Origin of the sequence: Streptomyces uncialis, from assembly GCF_001905345.1 — a bacterium.
In the GTDB taxonomy this organism is placed as follows: domain Bacteria; phylum Actinomycetota; class Actinomycetes; order Streptomycetales; family Streptomycetaceae; genus Streptomyces; species Streptomyces uncialis.
Window position 1 is genome coordinate 478,687 of record NZ_LFBV01000005.1, and the last position, 24,096, is coordinate 502,782.

Below are 24,096 nucleotides of genomic sequence, written 5' to 3' on the forward strand. Positions count from 1 at the left end.
GGGTGCGCAGTTCCCCGCGCCCCTGAGGTGCTGCCCCCTTGCGGTCGCTCTTCGGGTGCGGGTCCGCCCTCGTCTTTTGCGCAGTTCCCCGCGCCCCTTTGGGGGCGCCTCCGCCCCTTGCTGTTGCTTTTCGGCACCCTCCTCGTGCGGGCGCGCTGCTGCGGGAGGGGGTGGGCGGGAATCTCTGCTCGCAGACTCCGATGCTCTTCAGTCGGGTCACTGAACGTGTTACCGAGCGTGTCGGATCGAGGACGGAGAATCCCGACCGGCACCGACCCGAAGAACAAACAGAACGCGCCCCAAAGGGGCGCGGGGAACTGCGCGAAACCCACGAGCGACGGCACAGGAACGAAGTACGCCCCGCACAGGCAACCCGGCGGGGCGACCCGCTACGAGTCGTAGAAGAGGGCGTCGACGACGGCTCGGGCGCGTCGGGTCACGCGGCGGTAGTCGTCGAGCATCGCGCCCACCTGCCCCGGCCCGTACCCGAGATAGCGTCCCACCGCCCCCAGCTCCCGCCCGTCGGACGGAAACGTGTCCCCGGCCCGCCCCCGCACCAGCATCACCGCGTTGCGCACCCGCGAGGCCAGCACCCACGCCTCGTCCAGCACCTCCGCGTCCTCCGCGGCCAGCAGCCCCGCCGCGTGGGCCGCCGCGAGCCCCGCCCGGGTCCGGGTGGTGCGCAGCGCCGGCACCTCCCACCCGTGCCGCATCTGCATCAGCTGGACGGTCCACTCGACATCGGACAGCCCGCCGCGCCCCAGCTTGGTGTGCAGCGTCGGGTCCGCCCCGCGCGGCATCCGCTCGGACTCCATCCGGGCCTTGAGCCGCCGGATCTCCCGTACGGCGTCCGGCCCGGGCCCCCCTTCGGGGTAGCGCAGCGGGTCGATGAGTTCGATGAAGCCCCGGCCCAGTTCCACGTCCCCGGCGACGGGTTCCGCGCGCAGCAGCGCCTGCGCCTCCCAGACCAGCGACCACCGGCGGTAGTACGCCTCGTACGACTTGAGGGTCCGTACGACCGGACCGTTCTTCCCCTCCGGACGGAGGTCCGCGTCTATGAGCAGGGGCGGGTCCGCGCTGGGGAGCTGGAGCAGCCGCCGCATCTCCGCGACGACGGCGCTCGCGGCCTTCGCGGCCTCCTGCTCGTCCGCGCCCTCGCGGGGCGCGTGGACGAACAGGACGTCGGCGTCGGACCCGTAGGACAGTTCGTGGCCGCCGAAACGGCCCATCCCGATGATCGCGAACCGGGTGGGGAGTTCCGCGCCCCAGCCCTCCTGGACGACCGCGCGCAGCGTGCCCGCGAGGGTCGCGGCGGTGAGGTCGGACACGGCGGCGCCGGTGAGGTCGACGAGGGCGCCCTGGTTGGCGACGGCGGGCATGTCCTCGGTGCCGTAGGAGGCGACGATGTCGGCGGCGGTGGTGCGGAACAGCTCCCGGCGGCGTACGGCGCGGGCGGCGCGGACGGCCTGTTCGCCGCCGTCGGCGCGGCGGACGGTGGCGAGCATCTCCTGTTCCAGCGGGGCCCGGTCCCGGACGCGCAGCCCGCTCGGGTCGCCGAGCAGGGCCACCGCCTCGGGGGCCCGCATCAGCAGGTCGGGGGCGAGCCGTCCGGCGGACAGCACCCGGGCGAGGTTCTCGGCGGCGGCGCCCTCGTCGCGCAGCAGCCGCAGGTACCAGGGGGTCTTGCCGAGCGCGTCGGAGACCTTGCGGAAGTTCAGCAGCCCGGCGTCCGGGTCGGCGGAGTCCGCGAACCAGCCGAGCAGCACCGGCAGCAGGGTGCGCTGGATGGCGGCCTTGCGGCTGACTCCGGAGGCGAGGGCCTCCAGATGGCGCAGCGCGGCGGCGGGGTCGGCGTAGCCGAGGGCAACCAGGCGTTCGCGGGCGGCTCCGGTGCTGAGCCGGGTCTCACCGGGGGCGAGCTGGGCGACGGCGTCGAGCAGCGGGCGGTAGAACAGCTTCTCGTGCAGTCGGCGGACGACGGAGGTGTGGCGCCGCCAGGCCCGGTCCAGGTCGGTGAGGGGTTCGGTGCGCATGCCCAGCGAGCGGCCGATGCGGCGCCGGTCGGCGTCGTCCTCGGGGACGAGATGGGTGCGGCGCAGCCGGAAGAGCTGGATGCGGTGTTCGAGGCTGCGCAGGAAGCGGTAGGCGTCGTCGAGCTGGGTGGCGTCGACCCGGCCGACGTAGCCGCCGCGGGCGAGGGCGGCGAGCGCGTCGAGGGTGGTGCCGCTGCGCAGGGAGCTGTCGGCGCGGCCGTGGACGAGCTGGAGGAGCTGGACGGCGAACTCCACGTCGCGCAGTCCGCCGGGGCCGAGTTTCAGTTCCCGGTCGACCTCGCCCGCCGGGATGTTCTCGATCACCCGGCGCCGCATCTTCTGTACGTCGGCGACGAAGTTGTCGCGTTCGGCGGCCTGCCAGACGAGGGGGGCGATGGTGGCCACGTACCGGGCGCCGAGTTCCAGGTCACCGGCGACCGGACGGGCCTTCAGCAGGGCCTGGAACTCCCAGGTCTTGGCCCAGCGCTGGTAGTAGGCGAGATGGCTGGAGAGGGTGCGGACGAGGGGGCCGTTGCGGCCCTCGGGGCGGAGGTTGGCGTCGACGGGCCAGATGGTGCCCTCGACGGTGGTCTCGGAGCAGATCCGCATCATGTGCGAGGCGAGCCGGGTCGCGGCGCGCAGGGCCTCGGCCTCCCCGCCGCCGCCGTGACCGTCGCCGTGACCGTTTCCGCCGTCGTCCCCGGCCGGTTCGGCGGGTTCGGCGACGAAGATGACGTCCACGTCGGAGACGTAGTTCAGCTCATGGCCGCCGCACTTGCCCATCGCGATGACCGCGAGCCTGCACAGGGCGGCGTCCTCGGGGGCCGCGGCGGCGGCGAGGGCGAGGGCCGCGCGCAGGGTGGCCGTGGCGAGGTCGGCGAGTTCGGCGGCGGTCTGGGTGATGTCGGTGGTCCCGCACACGTCGCGGGCGGCGATCGACAGCAGACAGCGCCGGTAGGCGACCCGCAGGGAGACCGGGTCGGTGGCTCCGGCGAGCCCCCGGGTGAACTCCTCGACACCGGGGTGGAGGTCCTGGGCCTCGTAGGTGACGAGGGCCTGCCAGTCGCGGGGGTGGCGCGCCAGATGGTCGGCGAGCGCCTCGGACGCGCCGAGCACCCCCAGCAGCCGGTCCCGCAGGGGCTTCGCGGCGATCAGGGTGTCCAGCAGTTCCCGGCGGGCGAGCGCGTCGGGCTGGGCCTCGGCGAGCCGGACGAGGCCCAGCAGCGCGAGGTCCGGGTCGGCGGCTCGGCCGAGCGCGTCCAGCAGCACCGGGTCGGCGCGTACCGCGGCCAGCGCCTCGCCGTCCAGCAGCCGTTCGGCGGTGGAGGGGTCGGTGAAGCCGTGCCGCAGCAGCCGGGTGAAGGTGCTGCTCCGGCGTCCTTGCGGCACCGTCATCCGCCCGGCCCCCTGACCGCCGTGCCCGCGGGCTCCCCGGCCCTCATAACTGCCGCCTCTCTCGTGTCCCGTCCGCCGCGGGCACCGCCCGTGCGGCTCCCGGTCGTGGCACGGCGTGATTCCGCCACCGTGTCCTGTTCCGGGCGCGGCCGGGGTCCGCGGTGGTTACCGTGGCCCGGTCCGGCGTCGTCACCGCCGAGCCTACGTCCTGGCCGATGAGTTTTGCCCGTGCGCGCGGTCCACACCGTGCGGGGACCCCATCGACCACGACGGGCCGCCGGGTTCTCCCGGGCGGACGAAGTCCCCGGGCCCACCGAGGAGCCGCACCATGAACGCCGACGCGCCGCGCGCCGAACTCAACACCGACTTCAGCAGCCCCGACGCCGAACCCACCTCGTGGGCGAGGGTGGAGGAACTGCTGTCCGCGCCCCGGACCTTCTGGATCTCGACCGTGCGTCCGGACGGCCGTCCGCATGTCACCCCGCTGATCGCCGTCTGGCGCGACGGCGTGCTGCACTTCGCGACGGGCCCGGCCGAACGCAAGGCGCTCAATCTGGCGCGGAACGCGGAGGTCGTGCTGACCACCGGGGACGCGGCCTGGGACGAGGGCTGCGACGTGGTGGTCGAGGGGACGGCCGTGCGGATCACCGACGAGGACCGGCTGCGTGCTCTCGCGGGGGCCTGGGAGGCGACGTACGGTTCGTTCTGGAAGTTCGACGTACGGGACGGGGCGTTCAGCGGGGACGGCGGCGCCGCGTGGGTGTTCGGGGTGGCGCCCCGTACCGTCTTCGCCTTCGCCAAGGGCGACCCGTCCGGCCAGACCCGCTGGCGGCTGCGCTGATCCCTGGGCGCCGGGGCCGCCCCGACAGGATGAGGATCTCGGTATGGACTGGACGCTGGAAGTGATCACCGTGCCCGTCACGGACGTGGACCGGTCGCTGGCCTTCTACCGGGACAAGGTCGGTTTCCATGTCGATCTGGACATGGAGGTGATGCCGGGCGCACGGGTCGTGCAGCTGACCCCGCCCGGCTCGGGGTGCTCCATCGCCCTGACGGACGGGGTGCCGTCCCCCACCGGGCAGGCGCGGCCCGGTGGGTACCACGGGCTCCAGCTCGTCGTCACGGACATCGAGGCGGCGCGCGCGGAGCTGACCGGGCGGGGCCTGGAGGTCACCGGGCCCGAGCGGTACGGCGACAGCGACGGCGCGACGTTCCTGTACTTCACCGATCCCGACGGGAACGGCTGGGCCGTCCAGGAGTACCGGGCCCGGATCGCCGAGCCGCTGCACGAACTGCTCGCCCGGCAGCGCGACACGGCCTGACGGGACCGCGCCGGGCCGCCGTGCGGTTCAGCCGCCGGCGCGGGCGCGCAGCAGTTCGTCCATCCGGGCGATCTCGGACCGCTGGCCGTCGACCATGCCCCGCGCGAGCCGCTTCCCGACGGGGACCGCGCAGGAGCGGACACAGCCCTCGGCCATATGGACCCCGCCGCGGTGATGGTCGGTCATGAGCCGCAGGAACAGCGCTTCGGCGGTCCTCCCGCGGGCCGCGCGCAGTTCGTCGAGCTGGGCGCGGGTGGCCATGCCGGGCATCAGCGCCCCGTCCCGTACGTCGCGCGGGTCGGGGGTCATGCCCATCCACGCCATGGGTTCCCGGGCGGACACCGTCGGCAGCTCCCACAGGTCCAGCCAGCCCAGCAGCATGCCCCGCTGGGTGGACTGGGTCTGGGCGATGTCGTAGGCGAGGACGCGGATGTCCTCGTCGTCGGTGCGGTCGCGGACGAGGTACGCCATCTCGACGGCCTGCTGGTGGTGGACGGCCATGTCCCGGGCGAAGCCCGCGTCGGCGGACCCGTCGGCCGGGGCGGTGGCGGCGGGCGCGGGCGCCGGGGCGGGGCCCGAGGAGGCGGCGGTGGCCACGGTGAGCGCGGCCAGTACGGCAGCCGCGGCGAGGGCGGCCGACACGAACGGCCCCGGGCGCCTCACCGGGTGAGCCCGCCCGAGCAGGTGGCGCCCTTCTCGGGGGTCTGCGGGCCCTGGACGTACGCGGCGAGGAACCGGTCGACGGCCGGGTCCTTGCCGCTGTCGACGCTGAGCTGCTTGCCCCAGGCGGTGAGCGTCAGCGGGTCCCGCTGGCCGTCGTACGGGCTCATCAGGGTGTAGGGGGTCCTGCCGACCTTGTTGGCGAGCGCGGCGATGTCGGCCTTGCGGGCCTTCTTGGAGTACGTCACCCAGACGGCGCCGTGCTCCAGGGAGTGCACCGCGTTCTCGTCGCGCACGGGGCGCTCGTAGACGATGCCGTCGCAGGTCATCCAGCGGTCGTGGTGGTTGCCGCCGACGGGCGGGGTCATCGGGTAGGACACCTTGCCGCTCACATGGTCGCGGCCGAGCTTCGACGCGTCCCAGGAGCGGACACCCGCGGGCGGCCGGGGCTTCGCCGCCTCCCCCGGTGCGGCCTCTCCGGGGTGCGCCTCGCCCGGGTGCGCGGGGTGCGGTGCCTCCCCGGGGTTCTTCCCGTCCCCGGAGTCCTCCCGGGCGGCGCCGTCGCGGGCCGCCGGGGCCCGGTCGCCACCGCCGCCGCTGTCCGTGGCGTTCGCGAGCAGCGCGCCGCCCACGCCGAGGGTCAGGACCAGGGCCGCGGCGCCCGCGGCCAGCAGGGCCCGGGTGCGGCGCCGCCGGGCGTGCTCGGCGCGGCGCAGTTGCTCCATGTGGGCCCGGGGGTCGACGGGGCGAGGAGGAGTGGGGGAACCCATGAGGTGTCCTTAGGGGCCTGCGGGGACGTACGGGCCCGCTGATCGTAGTGCGGACGGGGTCCGCCGTCGGCGTATCGGCCGGACATCACCCGCGCGTGGCGGCCACGCGGTGGCCGGTAGGGACCCGCCGGTGGGCCCGGCCGTTACGGACGTCCGGATCAGCAGGCAGTATGGGCACAGGACCGCGGTACACGGCCCGGCCGCGGAGCGTCCGACGGAGGTCCGCAACGTGCCGGAAACCGTGTGGTGGGATGCTCGTGCCCCGGACTCGCCCTCGCGGCCCCGGCGCACGCGGCCTGACCGGCAAGGATGGGTGGAAGTCGACAATGGACAAGCAGCAGGAATTCGTGCTCCGGACCCTGGAGGAGCGCGACATCCGTTTCGTACGCCTGTGGTTCACGGATGTGCTGGGCTTCCTGAAGTCCGTCGCGGTCGCCCCCGCGGAGCTGGAGCAGGCGTTCGACGAGGGCATCGGTTTCGACGGCTCGGCCATCGAGGGCTTCGCCCGGGTGTACGAGTCGGACATGATCGCCAAGCCGGACCCGGGGACGTTCCAGGTGCTGCCGTGGCGCGCGGAGGCGCCGGGCACGGCCCGGATGTTCTGCGACATCCTGATGCCGGACGGCTCGCCGTCGTTCGCCGACCCGCGGTACGTGCTGAAGCGGGCGCTGGCGAAGGCGTCCGACCTCGGGTTCACGTTCTACACGCACCCGGAGATCGAGTTCTTCCTGCTGAAGGACAAGCCGCTGGACGGCTCGCGGCCGACGCCCGCCGACAACTCCGGCTACTTCGACCACACCCCGCAGAACGTCGGTATGGACTTCCGCCGGCAGGCCATCACCATGCTGGAGTCGATGGGCATCTCCGTCGAGTTCAGCCATCACGAGGGCGCCCCCGGCCAGCAGGAGATCGATCTGCGGTACGCCGACGCGCTGTCGACCGCCGACAACATCATGACGTTCCGGCTGGTGATGAAGCAGGTGGCGCTGGAGCAGGGCGTGCAGGCCACATTCATGCCGAAGCCGTTCTCCGAGCACCCCGGTTCCGGGATGCACACCCATCTGTCGCTGTTCGAGGGCGACCGCAACGCCTTCTACGAGTCGGGCGCCGAGTACCAGCTGTCCAAGGTGGGCCGCTCCTTCATCGCCGGGCTGCTGCGGCACGCGGCGGAGATCTCCGCCGTCACCAACCAGTGGGTCAACTCGTACAAGCGGATCTGGGGCGGCTCGGAGCGCACCGCGGGCGCGGGCGGTGAGGCGCCCTCGTACATCTGCTGGGGTCACAACAACCGTTCGGCGCTGATCCGGGTGCCCATGTACAAGCCGGGGAAGACCGGTTCGGCGCGGGTGGAGGTCCGTTCGCTGGACTCCGGCGCCAACCCGTACCTGGCGTACGCCGTGCTGCTCGGCGCGGGTCTGCGGGGCATCGAGGAGGGCTACGAACTGCCTCCGGGCGCCGACGACGACGTGTGGGCGCTGTCCGACGCGGAGCGCCGCGCGATGGGCATCGAGCCGCTGCCGCAGAACCTGGGCGAGGCGATCTGGCTGATGGAGCGCAGCGAACTCGTCGCCGAGACGCTCGGCGAGCATGTGTACGACTTCTTCCTGCGCAACAAGAAGCAGGAGTGGGAGGAGTACCGCTCCGAGGTGACGGCGTTCGAGCTGCGCAAGAACCTGCCGGTGCTGTAGCCCCGTACGGCACCGGTGCCGGGGCGTCAGCAGCCCCGTGCGGCACGGGTGCCGGGTGTCAGCGGGCGGTGGCGGCGCGGATCGCGTCGGCCACGTCCGCCGGGCGGTCCAGCGTCAGGAAGTGGCCCGCGGGGGCCGCGACCCGGAAGCGGGCCGCCAGGGCCTTCGCCAGGGCCCGCTGGCGGGTGAGCCACGGGTCCGGTCCGGCGGTGGCGCGGGCGGCGGCGAGGACCGTCACCGGGAGGCCGGCGGGCAGGGCGTGGGTGCGGCGCAGGGCGGCCAGGTACAGGGCCGCCTCGGGGTAGGTGAGGTGCTCGGCGGCGATCGCGCGGGCGGTCCGGCTCGTCCGGTACACGGCCCTGACCAGCTCCGGCGGGGCCGGGTCGGGGGCGCCGCCGAGGCGGCCCGCGCGGATCGTCAGCCGCCGCAGCGCGGGCCCGAGCGCGTACGGGACGCCCGCGCGGCACAGGGCCGTGACACCCGCGCGGACGGCGAGGTCCGGGACCGGTGAGGGCCGCCGGGGCACCGGACGTTCCTCCAGGCTGGTGTCCAGCAGGACCAGGGCGTTCACCCGCGCGGGGTGGCGGCGGGCGAAGGACTCCGCGTGGAAGCCCGCCAGCGAGTGACCCACGACGGTCGCCGGGCCGGTGAGGCCCAGCGCGTCCAGGACCCCGCCGAAGCGGTCCGCCTCGGCGGCCGGGTCCGGCGGGCCGGGCGCGGGGGCGCTCAGTCCGAGGCCGGGCCGGTCGAAGCGGACGACGGTGCGGTGCGGCGCCAGCAGCTCCACCACCGGGTCCCAGTCGAACCAGGCCATCCCGAGCCCCGCGGCGAGCACACACACCGGACCGCTGCCGTCGACCACGGTGTGCACGGCGGTGCCCCCGACCGTCACGAAGGCCACCGGGGCCGCCCCTCGTCCGGGCGGCGCGCGAGCGTGCGGGCGAACACGACGAGCCACAGCGCCAGCAGGACGAGCTGGAGCCGCTGGGCCACGCCGAGGCCCCAGCTGCCGAGGCCCTCGCCGAACGCCCACACCGCGCCCAGGGTCCACCCGGTGGCGGCGAGCTGGGCGGCCACCAGGACCGTGCCCGCGCGGGCCACCGGTCCCCCGATGCCGTAGCGGCGGGCCGCCACCGTCAGGGCGACGGCGGTGAGCAGGGCGGCGGCCGTCGCCGTGGCGCTGGTCACCAGATGGGCCGAATGGGTCAGCGGCACCAGCCCGCTGTGCTCGCGCTCCGCGCAGCCCGCGTCCATGGTGGGTGTGCAGCTCAGGGGCAGCCGGGAGTCCGCGACGGTCGCCGCGGCGAACAGCGCGAGGGCCGACCAGCCGACGAGGGTCCAGGGGCGGCCCTCCGCCCAGGGCAGCCGCGCCGAGGGGCGCAGCAGGCCCAGCAGCGCCGCGGTGAGCAGCAGCAGCCCGGCGAGCAGGTCCGTGGCGCGGAACAGCGCGGAAAAGGGCTCGCCCTCGGCGGCGAGCTCGCTGACGTACGCCGTGGCGCGCGGCAGCCCGGTGGGCAGGACGGCCTCCAGCAGCCAGGCGCTGTAGGCGAGGGTTCCGGCGGCGGTCAGCAGGGCGGTCGTACGGGGGCCGGTGCGGGACGCTGCGCGGATCGGCATGGATTCATCCTGGGGTACCGGGGGTCCGCCCGCGCGGTCGGCGGCGCCCCCCGCGTGGCCTGCGCGGGGCCCGGCCGGACGGGGGTGGGGCAGGTGCCGGGGCGAGGGTGGGGAGGGCCGCCGGACGGGGGGTGGGGACGGGTGCCGGACGGGGGAAGGGGACGCTCCGGGCATCCGGCCAGCACATCGCGTCGGAGTGACGATTACACTGGGCCCGTGCCTCAACTTCGTCTCGCCCTGAACCAGATCGACTCCACCGTCGGTGCCCTCGCCGAGAACGCGGAGGCGATCCTCCGCTGGACCCGGCACTCGGCCGAGCAGGGAGCGCATGTCATCGCGTTCCCGGAGATGGCCCTGACGGGGTATCCCGTCGAGGACCTGGCCCTGCGCTCGTCCTTCGTGGACGCCTCCCGTACCGCGCTGCGGGACCTCGCGCGGCGGCTCGCCGGGGAAGGCTTCGGCGCCATCCCGGTGATCGTCGGCTATCTGGACCGTTCCGAGACGGCGCAGCCGAGGTACGGCCAGCCCGCGGGCGCCCCGCGCAACGCCGCCGCCGTGCTGCACGGCGGTGAGGTGGCGCTGGTGTTCGCCAAGCACCATCTGCCGAACTACGGGGTCTTCGACGAGTTCCGGTACTTCGTGCCGGGCGACACCCTGCCGGTGGTCCGGGTCCACGGCGTGGACGTGGCGCTGGCGATCTGCGAGGACCTGTGGCAGGACGGCGGCCGGGTGCCCGCGACCCGGTCCGCCGGGGCGGGGCTGCTGCTGTCGATCAACGCGTCGCCGTACGAGCGCGACAAGGACGACACCCGGCTCGAACTGGTCCGCAAGCGCGCCCAGGAAGCCGGGTGCACCACCGCGTACCTGGCGATGATCGGCGGCCAGGACGAGCTGGTCTTCGACGGTGACTCGATCGTCGTGGACAAGGACGGCGAGGTCATCGCGCGCGCCCCGCAGTTCGCGGAGGGCTGTGTCGTCCTCGACCTGGAGCTGCCCGCGGCGGCCGCGGACCCCGTCACCGGTGTGGTGGACGACGGACTGCGGATCGACCGGCTGATCCTGTCCGAGGAGCCGCTGCCCGCGTATCCGGCGGAGCTGACCGGCGGCTACGCGGACCGCCTCGACGACGACGAGGAGATCTACTCGGCGCTCGTGGTGGGCCTGCGGGCGTATGTCGCGAAGAACGGCTTCCGTTCCGTGCTCATCGGCCTCTCGGGCGGTATCGACTCGGCGCTGGTCGCGGCGATCGCGTGCGACGCGCTCGGCGCGCAGAACGTGTACGGGGTGTCGATGCCGTCGAAGTACTCCTCCGAGCACTCCAGGGGCGACGCGGCGGAACTGGCCCGGCGCACCGGCCTCAACTTCCGTACGGTGCCGATCGGGCCGATGTTCGACACGTACATGGCGTCGCTGGAGCTGACCGGGCTCGCCGAGGAGAACCTCCAGTCCCGGCTGCGCGGCACCCTGCTGATGTCGGTGTCCAACCAGGAGGGCCACATCGTGCTGGCGCCGGGCAACAAGTCCGAGCTGGCCGTGGGGTACTCGACGCTGTACGGCGACTCGGTGGGCGCGTACGGACCCATCAAGGACGTGTACAAGACGACGGTGTTCCGGCTCGCCGAGTGGCGCAACCGGGCCGCCGCGCAGCGCGGTCAGACCCCGCCGATCCCCGAGAACTCGATCACCAAGCCGCCGAGCGCGGAACTGCGCCCGGACCAGGTCGACACGGACTCCCTGCCGGACTACCCGGTGCTGGACGCCGTGCTGGAGCGGTACGTGGACCGGGACCAGGGCGCCGACAGCATCGTGGCGGCCGGTTTCGACGCGGAGCTGGTGACCCGCATCCTGCGGATGACCGACACCGCCGAGTACAAGCGGCGGCAGTACCCGCCGGGCACCAAGATCTCGGCGAAGGGCTTCGGCAAGGACCGCCGGCTGCCGATCACCAACCGCTGGCGCGAGACGGGCGAGGCACCCGAGTAGGCCCCCCGCCCTCCCGGACCGAAGCCCTTACGGACGGCGCGTTACAGACCGACGCGGGCGGCCACCGGCAGGTGGTCGCTCGCGGTGCGCGGCAGCGTCCAGGACGTCACCGGCTCGACGTCCTTCACCAGGATCTGGTCGATACGCGCCATCGGGAACGCGGCGGGCCAGCTGAAGCCGAACCCGCTGCCCGACGCGCCCTGGGTGGAACGCATCTGCGCGGTGATCGCCTTCAGGGCACGGTCGTTCATGGTGCCGTTGAGGTCCCCGAGCAGGATCACCCGCTCCACCCGCTCCACGGCGATGGCCGCCCCGAGCGCGTCGGCGCTCTGGTCACGACGGCTCGCCGTGAAACCGGCGTTCACCTTCACCCGTACCGACGGGAGATGCGCGGCGTACACGGCGACGGGCCCTTCGGGGGTGGCCACCGTGGTCCGCATCGCGCGGGTCCAGCCGAGCTTGATGTCCACGGGCGCGGTCGCGCTCAGCGGGTACTTGCTCCACACCCCCACCGTGCCCTCGACCTCGTGGTAGCGGAAGGTCTTCGCGAGGGCCCGCTCGTACACGGGGACGGCCTGCGCGGTGAGTTCCTCCAGCGCGACGACGTCCGCGCCCGAGGCGGCCACCTCGCGCGCGGTGCCCTCCGGGTCGGGGTTGCCCGCGTTGACGTTGTGCGTGACGACGGTGAGGTCACCGCCGGTACCGGTCTTGTCGGTGACCAGCCCGCCGAACAGGTTCAGCCACACGATGGCCGGAACAAGTACCGCGATCATCGCGATCGCCGACTTGCGCAGCAGCCCGCACAGCATCAACAGCGGCAGCAGGGCGCCCACCCAGGGCAGGAACGTCTCGTTCAGGCTGCCCAGGTTGCCCAGCGAGTTGGGGATCTGCGCGTGCAGCACCATCACCAGCGCGAGCAGAAGGGCGAACGCCGTGAGGACCAGTCCGCGCCGCCAGATCCCGGGGTCGCCGCGCCATCCGGAGAACAGCCGGCGCAGTCGGGACACAGGACGGCCGGTTCTCGCATCGCCTTCGCGGCTGTCCGTGTCCGTCGCGTATGCCTGCTGCGCCATTCCGTCGCCTCACTGCCTGCCGTGCACTTCGTTACCGCCACCATTGACCCTAGGCGATGAACGCTGCTGTTCCCGCCGCTCCCTGACGGCTGTACGGGCACCATGACGAAGAAGCACCCGGCGGGAGTTCCGGCACGGGGGTGGCATGCGCTCACTGTGACAAAACGCGCACATACGTACCGGGCGCGGCGAGACTACTGCGCCGGACGCAGACCCGCCAGTACCACGTCCACGATCTGAGCGGCGAGTTCCTCCGGCAGATCCCCCTCCGGCCGGACGACGGTACGGACGAGCATCGGGCCGACGAACAGGTCGTGCATCAGGTCCAGGTCCAGATCGGTACGGATCTCACCGGTCCGCTGGCCCCGCCGCAGCACCTCGACGGACATCCGGCGGCGGGGTTCGATCACCAGGGCGTGGTACGTGCTCCACAGCCGCGGATGGCTCTTCATCTGGGCGTGGACGTTGCACAGCAGGGTGGACGAGCGGTTCGCGACACCGCGCAGCCGCAGGCTCTCCAGCAGGGTGATCAGGTCCTCGCGGACGGACCCGCCGGTGAGGGGCGGGTCCGGGGGCTCGGCGCGGCGCAGAACCTCGACGAAGAGTTCCTCCCTGCCGGGCCAGCGGCGGTAGATCGTGGCCTTGCCCACGCGGGCGGTGCGGGCGACACGTTCGATGCTGATGTCCGCGAGCGGTACGCCTTCCTCCAGCAGTCCGACCACGCCGTCCAGGATGGCCCGCTCGACCCCCTCGCTGCGCGGCCGTCCCACCTTCGCCTCACCGCCTTCGCTCGCGCCTCCGAGTACCCCGCCCTGAACCTACCCGTCCCCGTGCGGGCCGCCTTCGCTCGCGCTTCCCCGGTCTGTCCGGCTGGGCGTACCTGTTCCCGTGCGGGTACGTCCGTGGGTGCGCAGTTCCCCGCGGGCCGCCTTCGCTTGCGCTTCCGAGGTCTGTCCGGGTGGGCGTACTCCGTTCCTGTGCCGTCGCTCCGTGGGTGCGCAGTTCCCCGCGCCCCTGGATGCTGCCCCCTGCGGTCGCTTCTGCGGTGCGGGTCGCCCTCGCCTTTCGCGCAGTTCCCCGCGGGTCGCCTTCGCTCGCGCTTCCCCGGTCTGTCCGGCTGGGCGGGCTTGTTCCCGTGCCGTCGCTCCGTGGGTGCGCAGTTCCCCGCGCCCCTGGATGCTGCCCCCTGCGGTCGCTTCTGCGGTGCGGGTCGCCCTCGCCTTTTGCGCAGTTCCCCGCGCCCCTGGATGCTGCCCTCTTGCGGTCGCTCTTCGGGTGCGGGCCGGTCCTCGTTTTCGCGCAGTTCCCCGCGCCCCTTGAGGGGCACTCCTCTCCTCGTGCAGTCGCATGGCTGCGGGAGGGGGTGGGCGGGAATCTCTGCCCGCAGACTCCGATGCTCTTCAGTCGGACCACGCAACGACTTACCGAGCGTGTCGGATCGAGGACGGAGAATCCCGACCGGCACCGACCCGAAGAACAAACCGGATGCGCCCCAAAGGGGCGCGGGGAACTGCGCACAACCCACGAGCGACGGCACAGGAACAACCGCGCCCACCCGGACAGACTTCGGGAGCGCAAGCGAAGGCGACCCGCGCGGGAACAAGTACGCCCAGCACAGGGAACCCGAGGGGCGTCAGCGCCGGGTGGGGGTGCGGCCGGGGAGGAAGAGGAGGGTGACCACCGCGCCGAGGGCCGCGATCCCCGCCCCCCACACGGCAGTGACATGCATCGCGTCCAGAAACGCGTCCCGCGCCGCCCCCGCGAGCGACGACCCCCCGTCCGCCCCCATCCGCCCCGCGACGGCCAGCGTCGCCTCGATCGACGACCCCGCCGCGTGCCGCGAACCCTCCGGCAGGGAGGCGAGCTCGTCCTCGATGCCCGACCGGTACGCGGTCGACAGCACGGACCCGAGCACCGCGATCCCCAGCGCCCCGCCGACCTGCCGGAACGTATTGCTGAGGGCGGACGCGGAACCCGCCTTCTCCCTCGGCAGGGTCTGCATGATGACGACGCTCGTCGGTGTCATCACATGGGCCATCCCCGCGCCCATCAGGAAGAACACGACCTCCATCACCCAGACGGGGGTGTCGTGGTCGAAGAGCAGGAACGCCGCCAGCGTCGCCGCGATCAGCAGCAGCCCGCCCGTGGTCACGGCACGGTAGCCGAACCGGTCGACCACATGCCGCGCGCGGGCCGCGAAGAAGAGCTGGGCGAGGGCGAGCGGCAGCATGAGCAGCCCGGTCTGGAGCGGCGAGTAGCCGCGCACGCTCTGGGTGTAGAAGACGGAGAAGAAGGTGACACCCATCAGCGCGAAGAAGACCAGCGCTATCGCGGTGATCGCGGCCGAGAACACCTTGTCGCGGAAGTACCGCATGTCGATGGCCGGATGGTCGCTGCGGATCTCGTACCAGACGAAGAGGCCGAGCACCGCGACCCCCGCGCCGATGGTCGCGAGGACACCGGGGTCGGTGAAGTCCGCGCGTTCGCCGCCCTCGATGATGCCGTACACCAGCAGCACCAGACCGACCACGGTGAGCAGCACACCGAAGGGGTCGATCCGGCCGGGCGCCGGATCGCGGGAGTCGGGTACCAGGAACAGCAGCAGGGCGATGGCGACGACCACGATGGGTACGTTGACGAGGAACACCGAGCCCCACCAGAAGTGGTCGAGCAGGACGCCGCCGGTGATCGGGCCGATGGCTATCGCGAGGCCGACCCCGCCCGCCCAGATACCGATGGCCTTGGGCTGTTCGTCGCGTTCGAAGACGTTCATCAGGATGGCGAGCGTCGCGGGCATCACGAACGCGGCGCCGAGCCCCATCACCGCGCGGAACGCGATCAGCTCGGCCGGTGAGCCCGACTGCGCGGCGAGCGCGGAGGCGATGCCGAACACCAGCATCCCGGCGACGAGGACCTTGCGGCGGCCGAGCCGGTCACCGAGGAGCCCCGCGGAGAAGAGCAGTCCCGCGAAGACGAGGGTGTAGGAGTTGATCGCCCATTCCAGCTCCCCCTGGGTCGCGCCGAGGCCGGTGGGCGCGGGGGTGGAGATGGTCCTGACGGCGACATTGAGGATCGAGTTGTCGAGGACGACGATCATCAGGCTGAGCATCAGTACGCCCAGGACGGCCCAGCGTCTGCGGTGCACGGCCTCAGGGACCCGCGGCGCGAGGTCGGCAGGTGTGGTCATGGCCCGAGCGTAGGGATGTTCCGATACGGGACCGTCTCGTATCTCGTTCTCCTGGCCAGAACTTTACGGTCCGCTCCGGCCCGGACGGGCCGGACCCGGCGCCCGCGCGGTACGGGAGCGGCTGCCGGGCCCGGGTGACGTACGGCACCCGGGTCCCGGGAGTCGGCCGGGCGCGAACCGGGAACCACCACCGTGTCCGGCCCCCACCGGGCCCCCTCGGACCCCCGGGACCGGTACCGCACTTTCGCCGGGCCGCACGAAGTGCCACCATGGAGACGGTCCGGGGACGCCGTTAGGGCGCCTCGAGATGACATGAAGGAGCCGTTGCGATGACGCAACTCTCGGCTGCCCGTACGCCCGCCCAGGAGGCCGGCGCCCCGTCCGACAGCGTGAAGACGCTGTACGGCGGCAAGGGGAACCGCCGCATCACCGTGCGTGACATCACCGTCGCCAAGGAGCGCGGCGAGAAGTGGCCCATGCTCACCGCGTACGACGCGATGACCGCGTCCGTCTTCGACGAGGCCGGGATACCCGTCCTGCTCGTCGGGGACTCGATGGGCAACGTCCACCTCGGCTACGAGACGACCGTGCCGGTCACCATGGACGAGATGACGATGCTGTCCGCGGCCGTCGTCCGGGGCACCAAGCGTGCCCTGATCGTCGGTGATCTGCCGTTCGGCTCGTACCAGGAGGGTCCGACCCAGGCGCTGCGCAACGCGATGCGGCTGGTCAAGGACGCGGGTGTGGGGGCCGTGAAGCTGGAGGGCGGCGAGCGTTCGCACCGGCAGATCGAGCTGATCGTGGAGTCCGGTATCCCGGTGATGGCGCATGTGGGGCTCACCCCGCAGTCCGTGAACACCATGGGCTACCGCGTGCAGGGCCGCGGTGAGGAGGCCGCGCAGCAGCTGCTGCGCGACGCCAAGGCCGTCCAGGACGCGGGCGCCTTCGCGGTCGTGCTGGAGCTGGTGCCCGCGGTGCTGGCCGCCGAGGTGACCCGGACGCTGCACATCCCGACCGTCGGGATCGGCGCGGGGGTCGAGACCGACGCGCAGGTGCTGGTCGCGACCGACATGCTGGGCCTCACGGGCGGGCGGATGCCGCGGTTCGTGAAGCAGTACGCCGAGCTGCGGTCCGTCATCGGTGACGCCGCGCGCACGTTCGCCGACGAGGTCGTCGGCGGGGTCTTCCCGGCGGAGGAGCACTCCGTGCACTAGCGGTACCCGCCGTACCCGCGGCCCGGCCGCGCGCCGGGCCGCGTCCGAACCACTGCGGCACCAGGGCAGCCCGTCGATCTTCCCCCGTCGGCGGGCTGTCGCCGTTCCCGGGTGCCCGGCGGGGAGCTCCCCCGCTGACGGTAGGATCATCCTCCCGCCGTCCGTCGTGACCGCGGGTGTCTTGCGTTCAGGCCTGTGGCCTGCCGCCCCGCCTGGTTCGAGGAGGATTTCCCGGGTGTCTGCGCGTCGACTGCCCTCATGGGCCTGGGTCACCGGGCTGCTCTGCGCCGCGCTGGTCGTGGTGGTCGGGCTGGCCGTACGGGCCGAGCCGATGCCCGGGGGCCGGACCGACGCGGGTCCCGCGGGGTCCGCGTCGAAGAAGCCTCAGCAGCGGCCCGAGGACGCGAAGCCGAAGGTGCCCGCGGTGCCTGCCGCCTCCGGCGAGGGACACCGGGTCGTGTACTCCCTGGAGCAGCGGCGGGTGTGGCTCGTGGAGGCGCGGGACAAGGTGTCGCGGACGTTCGCCGTGTGGCCCGGGTCCGTGCATCCGCCTGTCGGCGCGCACAAGGTGTCCTCCCGGCTGCCGTCCGGGACGGGGACCGACGGGGTGAAGGTCGCGAACATCATCTACTTCGCGAAGAGTTCCGGGCTGACCGTGGCGTTCTCCAACGCGGTGGACGGGGCGCGGCCCGAGACGGATCTCGGGGTGCAGACCGCGGCGGTCCGGCAGAAGGTTGCCGATGGGGCCGCGATGTGGAAGTTCGCGCCCGTCGGCACGATCGTGAACGTCGTCGCCTGACCCCTTGCCGGGGGGGCGCCTCTTGGTCTCTTGTGCGGGTCGCCTTCGCTTGCGCTTCTGAGGTCTGTCCGGCCTTGGGCACTTGTTCCTGTGCCGTCGCTCGTGGGGTGCGCAGTTCCCCGCGCCCCTTTGGGGCGCCATCTGTTTGCTCTTCGGGTCGGTGCCGGTCGGGATTCTCCGTCCTCGCTCCAACGCGCTCGGTCGGACGTCCCTCTTGCCCGACTGAAGAGCATCGGAGTCTGCGGGCAGAGATTCCCGCCCACCCCCTCCCGCAGCAGCGCGACTGCACGAGGAGGATGGCGAAATGCAACATCACGGAGCTGAGGCGCCCCCGAAGGGGCGCGGGGAACTGCGCACCCACGGACGACCCGCACAGGGACAAGTGGGCCCAGCCGGACAGACCTCGGGAGCGCGAGCGAAGGCGACCCGTACGGGGGCTACCGGGGGGTGGGGTCGACCGGGTGGGTGGCCAGGGAGTGGACCGTTACGGTCATCCAGGGCCAGACCGGGAGGGACGAGATGATGGTGTGGAGTTCGGTGGGGTCGGCGGCCTGCCACAGGCCCCAGTTCTCGGTGCGGCCGGGCACGCGCCACATACGGACGAGATGACCCGAGGCGGCCAGCTCCGCGGCCCTGCGGCGCTCCTCCTGCGAGACGGACTCCTTGTGTTCGGGGTCCATGCCGTGCGGCCAGCTGATCTGGATGTTGACGAGGAATTCCATGGGGTTCCTTGCGGTGTGCGGGGCGGTCAGTGGGCGAAGGGGTCGGCGGGGGTGCCGTGTTCGGTGATGACGGACTTGGTCTGGAGGAACTCGGCGACGGCCTCCGCGCCGTTCTCACGGCCGAGTCCGGACTGCTTGTAGCCGCCGAACGGCACGCTCCAGTGCAGCAGCCGGTAGGTGTTGACCCAGACGACGCCCGCTTCCAGGCGCCGGGCCACCCGGTGCGCGCGGGCCGCGTCCCGGGTCCAGAACCCGGCGGCGAGCCCGTACTCGACGGAGTTGGCGAGGGCGACCGCGTCGTCCTCGGTGTCGAAGGGGTGGACGGTGACGACCGGGCCGAACACCTCCTCGCGGCAGACCGCGAGGTCGGGGCCCGCGTCGGTGAGGACGGTCGGCTCGTACCAGTAGCCGCCGTCGAGGGACTCCGGTACCGTCGCCCGCTTGCCGCCGGTGACCGCGCGGGCGCCGCCCGCGAGGGCCTCGTCCACGTATCGCTCGACGCGGGTGAGTGCCGCGGCCGAGGCCAGCGGGCCGACATGGGTGCGCGGGTCGCGGGGGTCGCCCACCCGCAGCCGTCCGACGGCGTCGCCGTAGCGGCGCAGGAACTCCTCGTGGACCTCGCGCTGGACCAGGACACGGGAGCCCGCGACACAGGTCTGGCCCGCGGCGGAGAACGCGCCCTGCCGGGCCGCGGTCACGGCGGCGTCCAGGTCGCCGTCGGCGAAGACGATGTGCGCGGACTTGCCGCCCGCCTCGCAGACGTAGCGCTTCATCCGCTCCGCAGCGCGGGCGCCGAGGGTGCGGGCGACGGCGGTGCTGCCGGTGAAGGTGATCATCGCGACATCGGGGTGGTCGGTGAGGCGCCTGCCCTCGTCGGCGCCGCCGATGACGACACTGACGACCCCGGGCGGGAAACCGGCCTCCAGGGCGAGTTCGGCGAGCCGGACGGAGGAGGCGGGGGCCTGCGGCGGCGGCTTGAGGATCACGGTGTTGCCCGCGGCGAGGGCCGGGGCGAGCTTCCAGGAGCCCAGGGACAGGGCGCCGTTGAAGGGGGTCAGCGCGGCGACGACCCCGAGCGGTTCCTGGGTGATCCGCGCGTGCGCGGTGGCGCCGAGCGGCCGGGAGCGGTCCTCCAGGGTCTCGGCGACGGCCGCGAAGTAGCGGTACCAGCGGGCGAGCGCCCCGACCTCGCCCCGGGTCGCGGCGAGCGGCTTGCCGTTGGCGAGGGTCTCCAGGGCGGCGAGTTCGTCGGTGTGCGCGACGAGCACGTCACCGAGCCGGTACAGCAGATCGGCGCGGGCGTGCGCCGGGAGTCCGGCCCAGTCGGGGCCGGTGAACGCGGCGCGGGCGGCGGCCACCGCCTCGTCCACGGCGTCCGGGTCCTGGTACGCGTGGGCCCAGACCGCGCCGGTCGCGGGGTCGGTCAGCGGCACCGCCGTGCCCGCGGGGGCGCGCCGCCGGCCCGCGGTGTGGGAGGTGTACTCCCCGGTCGTACCGGTCGTGTCGGGGGTCATGGTGCGGGGGTCCTTTCGGGGACGGGGGCCTCGGAGGTGAGGGCGGCCCGTACGGCGGGGGTCTCGGCGTGATGGCAGGCGACGGTGTGGCCGCCGGCGCCGACGGACAGGGTCGGGGGCGGGTCCCCCGCGCGGCACTCCTCGGTGGCGAACGGGCAGGAGCGCTGGAAGCGGCAGCCCGGCAGCGGATCGGTGGGGTCGGGCGGTTCGGCGCGCGTGCGGACGGCGCCGCGCAGTCCCGGGGAGCGGGGGTCGGGCACGGGGACGGCGCCGAGCAGGGCGTGGGTGTACGGATGGCGGGGCGCGGAGAAGATCTCGTCGCACGGTCCGCTCTCCATGATCCGGCCGCCGTACATGACGATGACGTGGTCGGAGATGTGCCGGACGACGCTCATGTCGTGGGAGATGAACAGGAAGCTCACCTCGCGGTCCCGGCACAGGTCCTTGAGGAGGTTGACGATCTGGCCCTGGATGCTGACGTCCAGGGCGGAGACGATCTCGTCGCAGACGATGAAGCGGGGTTCGGCGGCGAGCGCGCGGGCGATGGCGGCGCGCTGGCGCTGGCCGCCGGACAGTTCGTGCGGGTAGCGGTCGGCGAGTTCGGGGCGCAGCCCGACCTGGGCGAGGAGTTCCGCGACGCGGTCGGCGGCCTCTTCGCGGGGGACGGTCCGGTGCACGGTGACGACCTCGCGGATCATCGCCCTGATGGTCATCCGGGGGTTGAGGCTGGCGTACGGGTCCTGGTAGACGATCTGGGCGAGCCGGTGCAGGGTGCGGTCGCGGCGGATCTCGTCCAGCGGGCGGCCGTGGACGGTGACCGTTCCGGAGTGGACGGGTGAGAGGCCGACGAGGGCGCGTCCGGTGGTGGTCTTGCCGCTGCCGCTCTCCCCGACGATGGTGACGATGCTGCGGGCGGGCACGGTGAACGAGACGCCGTCGACGGCGTGCGCGGAGCCGGTGACCCGGCGCAGTACCCCGGTGCGGACGGGGAAGTGGACCCGGAGTTCCTCGACGGTGACGGCGTTGTCGTCGGTCCGGGTGGCGCCCGGGGTCCGGGGTTCGGCGGCGGCGGTCATGCGCGGTCTCCTCGGGGTGCCGGGGCGGTGGTGTCCGCGGGGTCCGGGGCCTCGGGTGCGGCGGATGCGGTGACCTCGGGTGCGGCGGGGTCGGGCGCGTCGGCCGCGGCGGTGGCCTCGGGTGGGGCGGTGAAGGGGCAGCGGACGGTGTGTCCGGGGGCGCCGGTGGTGAGGGTGAGCAGCTGGGGCACGGAGTCGCCGCACTCGGGGCGGGCCGTGGCGCAGCGGGGCTGGTAGGCGCAGCCCGGCGGCGGGTCGGCGGGGTCGGGCGGGAAGCCGGGGATGGCGGGCAGCCGGTCGACGCGGGCGCGGTCCATCCGGGGGATGGAGTTCATCAGGGCGCGGGTGTACGGGTGGCCGGGGGCGTCGAACAGGGCGGTGGTGGGCGCGAGTTCGACGATGCGGCCCGCGTACATCACGGCGATCCGGTCGGTGATCCCGGCGACGACGCCGAGGTCATGGGTGATCAGGACGAGGGCCATCCGCAGTTCGCGGCGCAGCCGGTCGATGAGCTGGAGCACCTGGGACTGGATGGTGACGTCGAGGGCGGTGGTGGGTTCGTCGGCGATGAGGACCTTGGGGTCGCGGCTGATCGCCATGGCGATGAGGACGCGCTGGCGCATTCCGCCGGACAGTTCGTGCGGATAGCTGCGCAGGCGTTCCCGGGCGCCGGGGATGCCGACCAGGTCGAGGAGTTCGGCGCAGCGGGCGGTGGCGGCGCGGCGGCTCATCCGGTCGTAGTGGATGAGGGGTTCGGCCATCTGGGCGCCGATGGTCATGGCGGGGTTGAGCGCGGAGAGGGCGTCCTGGGAGACGAGTCCGATGCCGGAGCCGCGTATCCGCCGCATCTCCTTGGGGCCGAGGGTGGTGAGGTCGCGGCCGTCGAAGCCGATCCGGCCGCTGATCTCCGCGCCGCCGTGGCCGAGCATCCGCAGTACGGCGAGCATGGTCTGGCTCTTGCCGCACCCGGATTCGCCGACGACGCCGAGGGATTCACCGGCGGCGACGCTGAACGACACGTCGCGGACGGTCTCCAGGGCGGGTCCGTGGCCCTGGTCCGGGCGCCGGTAGGCGACCTTGAGGTGCTCCACGTCCAGAATGGTCACGGTGGTTCCCTTCCGCCTACGCGAGCTTGATCTTGGGGTTGAAGTACGCCTGGAGGATGTCGACCAGGAAGTTGATCAGGACGAACGCGACGGCGATGACGAGGATGCCGCCCTGGACGAGGGGGATGTCGCGGGTGGAGATGGCCTGGTGGAGGGCGAGTCCGATGCCGGGCCAGGAGAAGACGGTCTCGGTGAGCACGGCGCCGCTGAGCAGGAAGCCGGCCTGGAGTCCGACGACGGTGATCACGGACGGCATCGCGTTGGGCAGCACGTGCCGGACGACGACCCGGAACTCGCCGACGCCGCGGGAGCGGGCGGTGCGGACGTAGTCGTTGCCGATGACCTCCAGTACCGCGGAGCGGGTCATCCTGGCGATCACGGCCAGCGACCAGGCGGCGAGGGTGATCACCGGCAGCACCATGTGCGCGGCGACGTCGAGGGATCCGCCGCCTCCGATGGAGGTCATGCCGGTCGCGGGGAGCACCCGCAGTTGCAGGGAGAAGACGACGATGAGGACGAGGCCGAACCAGAACGAGGGGACGGAGTTGAAGAACAGCACCCCGACGGTGAGTCCGCGGTCGCGGGCGGAGCCGGGCTTCTGCGCGGCCCAGGTGCCGATGGCGACGCCGACGACGGCGGCGACGACGATCGCGGTGCCGGACAGCAGCAGGGTGTTCAGCAGCCGTTCGGAGAGCACTTCGGAGACGGGCCGGCCGAAGGACAGGGAGCGGCCGAGGTCGCCGTCGAAGAGGCTGCCGAGGTAGGTGAAGTAGCGGGAGACGGCGGGCTCGTCGAGGCCGAGGTCGGCGCGCAGCGCCTGGCGGTCCTCCTCGGAGGAACTGGGGCCGAGCAGGGCGCTGGCCTGGTCGCCGGGGATGATCTGGCCGAGGCCGAAGGTGGCGATGGTGACCCCGAGGACGACGGGGATCATCTGGAGCGCGCGGCGCAGGGTGAAGGTCAGCATGACGGGGCTCCTGGGCTGTTCATGTCCGGCTCCGGCGGGTCCAGGGGGTGAGGAGCGCGCGGGCTCCGCGGGTCTTGCCGGACCGGCGGCTGCGCGGGTCGAGCCGGTCCCGTACGCCGTCGCCGAGCAGGTTGAAGCCGACGGCGAGCACGACGATCGCGAGTCCGGGGATGGTGGCGACGTGGGGGGCGGTGACCAGCAGGGCGCGGCCGCCGCTGAGCATCTGGCCCCAGTCGGGGGTGGGCGGCTGGGCGCCGAGCCCGAGGAAGGCGAGGCTGGAGCCGAGGATGACGTTGCGGCCGGTCTGGAGGGTGGCGAAGACGACGAGGCCGCCGAGCAGGTTGGGCGCGATGTGCCGGAACGCGATCCGCAGATGGCTGTAGCCGAGGGCTCCGGCGGCCTCGACGTACTGCTCCTGGCGCAGCGAGACGACGTTGCCGCGGACGATCCGGCCGAACTCGGGGACGGTGACGACGACCATGGCGATGACCATGGAGGTGACGCCGGGGCCGAGGGCGACGCCGATGCCGAGGGCGAGCAGGATGCCCGGGAAGGAGAACATCACGTCGAAGACGCGCATCAGGAAGCTGTCGAGCCAGCCGCCGACGTAGCCGGACAGCAGTCCGAGGCAGCCGCCGATGGCGAGGGCGAGCAGGGTCGGCAGCACGGCGACGAGCAGGGCGAGCCGGGTGCCGTGCATCAGCCGGCTGAGGATGTCGCGGCCGACCTCGTCGGTGCCGAGGAGATGGCCGCCGCTGAAGGGGCCGAGGCCGACGGACGACGGGTTGGTGCCGAGCGGGTCATGGGGGGCGATCCACGGGGCGAGGATCGCGACCAGGACGGTGACGGCGAGGATGGCGCCGCCGATGAGGGCGGTGACGTGGGAGCCGGTCAGCGCGCGCGGGAGGCGCGCCCGGCGGGTGGCGGGGGCCCGGGTGGTGGCGGGGGCCGGTGCCGCGGTGGCCTTCATGGC

The 24,096-nt window shown here is 73.0% G+C and carries 19 protein-coding genes and 1 pseudogene; 6 read left to right on the forward strand and 14 right to left on the reverse strand.

Features of this window, described 5'->3' with window-relative positions; all coding sequences use genetic code 11:
* Positions 1-389: 389 nt before the first annotated feature.
* Positions 390-3,428, reverse strand: coding sequence for a bifunctional [glutamine synthetase] adenylyltransferase/[glutamine synthetase]-adenylyl-L-tyrosine phosphorylase (locus AB852_RS22330; protein ID WP_073791445.1), 3,039 nt, complete (start codon positions 3,426-3,428; stop codon positions 390-392).
* 328 nt (positions 3,429-3,756) lie between these two features.
* Between AB852_RS22330 and AB852_RS22335 the strand changes: the two genes are divergently transcribed.
* A complete protein-coding gene (locus tag AB852_RS22335) occupies positions 3,757-4,269 on the forward strand; it encodes a pyridoxamine 5'-phosphate oxidase family protein (protein ID WP_073791447.1) in 513 nt (170 codons plus the stop codon).
* Positions 4,270-4,312: 43 nt separating this feature from the next.
* The gene (locus tag AB852_RS22340) at positions 4,313-4,750 is read left to right on the forward strand and encodes a VOC family protein (RefSeq protein ID WP_073791450.1); all 438 of its coding nucleotides are present in this window, start codon (positions 4,313-4,315) and stop codon (positions 4,748-4,750) included.
* 27 nt (positions 4,751-4,777) lie between these two features.
* Here AB852_RS22340 and AB852_RS22345 read toward each other — a convergent pair whose 3' ends face one another.
* Together AB852_RS22345 and AB852_RS22350 are read right to left on the reverse strand one after the other, a co-directional pair.
* Complete coding sequence (locus AB852_RS22345) at positions 4,778-5,413, reverse strand: DUF305 domain-containing protein (protein WP_073791453.1); 636 nt, start codon at positions 5,411-5,413, stop codon at positions 4,778-4,780.
* Positions 5,410-6,180 carry a thioredoxin-like domain-containing protein gene (locus AB852_RS22350; RefSeq protein ID WP_079184837.1) on the reverse strand — a complete coding sequence of 257 codons (771 nt, stop codon included), beginning with the start codon at positions 6,178-6,180 and terminating at the stop codon, positions 5,410-5,412. The genes AB852_RS22345 and AB852_RS22350 overlap by 4 nt, the downstream gene beginning before the upstream one ends.
* Positions 6,181-6,506: 326 nt before the next feature.
* Here AB852_RS22350 and AB852_RS22355 point away from each other — a divergent pair, with 326 nt between their 5' ends.
* Complete coding sequence (locus AB852_RS22355) at positions 6,507-7,868, forward strand: glutamine synthetase family protein (protein ID WP_073791459.1); 1,362 nt, start codon at positions 6,507-6,509, stop codon at positions 7,866-7,868.
* Positions 7,869-7,926: 58 nt separating this feature from the next.
* Here the strand turns inward: AB852_RS22355 and AB852_RS22360 are convergent, their stop codons facing one another.
* Both AB852_RS22360 and AB852_RS22365 read right to left on the reverse strand, forming a co-directional pair.
* The gene (locus tag AB852_RS22360) at positions 7,927-8,769 is read right to left on the reverse strand and encodes an alpha/beta fold hydrolase (RefSeq protein ID WP_073791461.1); all 843 of its coding nucleotides are present in this window, start codon (positions 8,767-8,769) and stop codon (positions 7,927-7,929) included.
* On the reverse strand, positions 8,757-9,485 hold the full coding sequence (locus AB852_RS22365; RefSeq protein WP_073791464.1) for a DUF998 domain-containing protein: 729 nt from the start codon (positions 9,483-9,485) through the stop codon (positions 8,757-8,759). Before AB852_RS22365 ends, AB852_RS22360 begins: the two co-directional genes overlap by 13 nt.
* Positions 9,486-9,701: 216 nt before the next feature.
* Between AB852_RS22365 and AB852_RS22370 the strand changes: the two genes are divergently transcribed.
* Positions 9,702-11,468 (forward strand): NAD+ synthase, encoded by a 1,767-nt coding sequence (locus AB852_RS22370; protein ID WP_073791466.1) that lies wholly within the window; start codon positions 9,702-9,704, stop codon positions 11,466-11,468.
* Between the two features lie 41 nt (positions 11,469-11,509).
* Here the strand turns inward: AB852_RS22370 and AB852_RS22375 are convergent.
* The 3 genes and pseudogenes from AB852_RS22375 to AB852_RS22385 form a co-directional block, all read right to left on the reverse strand.
* A pseudogene (locus AB852_RS22375) lies at positions 11,510-12,446 on the reverse strand (endonuclease/exonuclease/phosphatase family protein).
* A gap of 289 nt (positions 12,447-12,735) precedes the next feature.
* Complete coding sequence (locus tag AB852_RS22380) at positions 12,736-13,311, reverse strand: TetR/AcrR family transcriptional regulator (protein ID WP_073791469.1); 576 nt, start codon at positions 13,309-13,311, stop codon at positions 12,736-12,738.
* Between the two features lie 863 nt (positions 13,312-14,174).
* Entirely contained in the window at positions 14,175-15,728 is a 1,554-nt protein-coding gene (locus AB852_RS22385; protein WP_073791472.1) for an MFS transporter, read from the reverse strand.
* A 329-nt stretch (positions 15,729-16,057) separates the two neighbouring features.
* On the opposite strand from AB852_RS22385, the gene panB reads away from it, so the two are divergent.
* Both panB and AB852_RS22395 read left to right on the forward strand, forming a co-directional pair.
* Entirely contained in the window at positions 16,058-16,942 is an 885-nt protein-coding gene (panB, locus tag AB852_RS22390; RefSeq protein ID WP_073791475.1) for a 3-methyl-2-oxobutanoate hydroxymethyltransferase, read from the forward strand.
* 235 nt (positions 16,943-17,177) lie between these two features.
* Positions 17,178-17,741: a hypothetical protein gene (locus AB852_RS22395; protein WP_245876871.1), complete on the forward strand. Its 564-nt coding sequence runs from the start codon at positions 17,178-17,180 to the stop codon at positions 17,739-17,741.
* A 437-nt stretch (positions 17,742-18,178) separates the two neighbouring features.
* Here the strand turns inward: AB852_RS22395 and AB852_RS22400 are convergent, their stop codons facing one another.
* The 6 genes from AB852_RS22400 to AB852_RS22425 are packed head-to-tail and all read right to left on the reverse strand — an operon-like array spanning position 18,179 to position 24,093.
* The gene (locus AB852_RS22400; RefSeq protein WP_073791478.1) at positions 18,179-18,463 is read right to left on the reverse strand and encodes a muconolactone Delta-isomerase; all 285 of its coding nucleotides are present in this window, start codon (positions 18,461-18,463) and stop codon (positions 18,179-18,181) included.
* Between the two features lie 26 nt (positions 18,464-18,489).
* Entirely contained in the window at positions 18,490-19,977 is a 1,488-nt protein-coding gene (locus AB852_RS22405; protein WP_073791481.1) for an aldehyde dehydrogenase family protein, read from the reverse strand.
* On the reverse strand, positions 19,974-21,053 hold the full coding sequence (locus tag AB852_RS22410) for an oligopeptide/dipeptide ABC transporter ATP-binding protein (protein WP_073791483.1): 1,080 nt from the start codon (positions 21,051-21,053) through the stop codon (positions 19,974-19,976). Before AB852_RS22410 ends, AB852_RS22405 begins: the two co-directional genes overlap by 4 nt.
* Entirely contained in the window at positions 21,050-22,159 is a 1,110-nt protein-coding gene (locus AB852_RS22415; RefSeq protein WP_079184839.1) for an ABC transporter ATP-binding protein, read from the reverse strand. Before AB852_RS22415 ends, AB852_RS22410 begins: the two co-directional genes overlap by 4 nt.
* Positions 22,160-22,175: 16 nt before the next feature.
* The gene (locus tag AB852_RS22420) at positions 22,176-23,123 is read right to left on the reverse strand and encodes an ABC transporter permease (protein WP_073791485.1); all 948 of its coding nucleotides are present in this window, start codon (positions 23,121-23,123) and stop codon (positions 22,176-22,178) included.
* A gap of 19 nt (positions 23,124-23,142) precedes the next feature.
* Entirely contained in the window at positions 23,143-24,093 is a 951-nt protein-coding gene (locus AB852_RS22425; protein ID WP_073791488.1) for an ABC transporter permease, read from the reverse strand.
* Positions 24,094-24,096: the final 3 nt, after the last annotated feature.